At 38.6% G+C, this 1,563-nt stretch carries 1 protein-coding gene; it reads right to left on the bottom strand.

Going from position 1 to position 1,563, the window contains the following annotated elements; translation table 11 throughout:
* Nucleotides 1-29: 29 nt before the first annotated feature.
* A complete protein-coding gene (locus DXB15_RS16745) occupies nucleotides 30-1,511 on the bottom strand; it encodes an IS1182 family transposase (RefSeq protein WP_118703565.1) in 1,482 nt (493 codons plus the stop codon).
* Between the last annotated feature and the right edge of the window lie 52 nt (nucleotides 1,512-1,563).

The following is a 1,563-nucleotide window of genomic DNA, read 5'->3' as shown; positions in this document are numbered from 1 at the left end:
CAGACTGTAGACAAACTTGGTGTTGGGTGTTATATCCAGCACCATTTTTCTTTTAAAACTTCTTTTCTTTTTATTTTCTTCAAAATCAACAAAAATCTGGCTGTATTCCAATCTCGTTTTTCCAGAATCTTTGCCAGTTTTTTCAAATTCATGCATGCAAAGGTAAGCCCGGCTTTCATTTCCATCCGTGCTTTTCCTACATACTGCGTATATCGAAATCCATGCTGTTCTTTCGCTGTACCGAAGATCCGCTCTATGGTTTCTTTTCTTAACTGGTAGATCTGTCTGTTTCCGATCGTGTGCCGAATGTCTTCTGCTACTTCCATGTATTCTTCCCATACATGACGTGTGATCAGTTTTACATGATCTTTGCTTTCTGTACATTTTGAAAGATATTGGCATTCAGCACAATGCTCACCGCAGCTTTTATACTCTTTATATCCATTTCTGTTTGTTGTACTGTATGTCAGTATATGTGCTCCCGGACATATATAACAATCATAGTATTCATCATATGCGAATTCGTGTTTTCCGAAAAAGCCTTCTTTGGTCTTGGGACGGGTATACGGAAAAAGTGGTTGAATTCCATCTTCCGACAGCTGATGGGCGATTGCCGGAGTTTTATATCCTGCATCTGCAACTACCATCTGTGGATTCAGTTTAGATATCTTATCGTATAATGCTTTAAAAGTACGACTGTCATGCTCATTACCAGGATGTATTGTATATCCGAGGATCCAGCCATGTTTATCACAGGCAGTTTCTACTGCATATGCAAAAACATGTTTATGTTCACCCTTTCGAAACCATCCACTTTCCGGATCGCTGATGCTGCATTTTTGTGTTTTCACATCTTCAGGAAGTTCTTCAGATATAGAATCTTTATCATTTCCGCTTCCACCGGATGCTGGCGGCTGGTTATCATCTTTTTTCTTTAACGGCTTTTTTCCATGTGCCAGACGATCTTTTTCAATCTCTTTATTTAATTCCTCTTCATACCAGAGAGCCCGTTCGTGCGCAACCCGCTTACGCATTTTTTTACTGTTTGCACAGGCTTTTACATGTGTTGCATCCACGAAGATCTGTTCTGTATTTACAAGCTTATATTTCATACAGTCTTCCAGAATCTTTGAAAAGATCTGCTCAAAAAGGTCTGTATCTTTGAAACGGCGGGTATAATTCTTTCCAAATGTAGAGAAATGAGGTACTGGATCTAACATGTCTAGTCCGAGAAACCAGCGGTATGCAACATTTACTTCGATTTCTTTTATGGTCTGGCGCATGCTTTTTATTCCATAGAGATATTGGATAAATGGTATCTTTATCAGCATGACCGGATCCATACTGGGGCGACCGTTATCCGGACAATATTTTTCTTCAACCAGATCATAAATAAAGTTCCAATTGATTGCTTTATCAATCAATCGCAGTATATGGTTTTGAGGTACCATGTCATCCATGGAGAACATCATCATTTGTTCTCTTTTTTTATCTGCATTTTTTGTCATCATAAAAAACACCGCCCTTCTGATTTTTATTATATCAGAAAAGCGGTTCCAACAA

Source organism: Roseburia sp. OM02-15, from assembly GCF_003481835.1.
Lineage (GTDB): Bacteria > Bacillota > Clostridia > Lachnospirales > Lachnospiraceae > Eubacterium_I > Eubacterium_I ramulus_A.
The sequence above is the reverse complement of the archived record's forward strand: the minus strand, read 5'-3'. Positions and strand labels throughout refer to the sequence as shown.

Coding starts and splice junctions, on each gene's coding strand:
- DXB15_RS16745 (WP_118703565.1), bottom strand. CDS start 1,511: ATGATGACAAAAAATGCAGATAAAAAAAGAGAACAAATGATGATGTTC.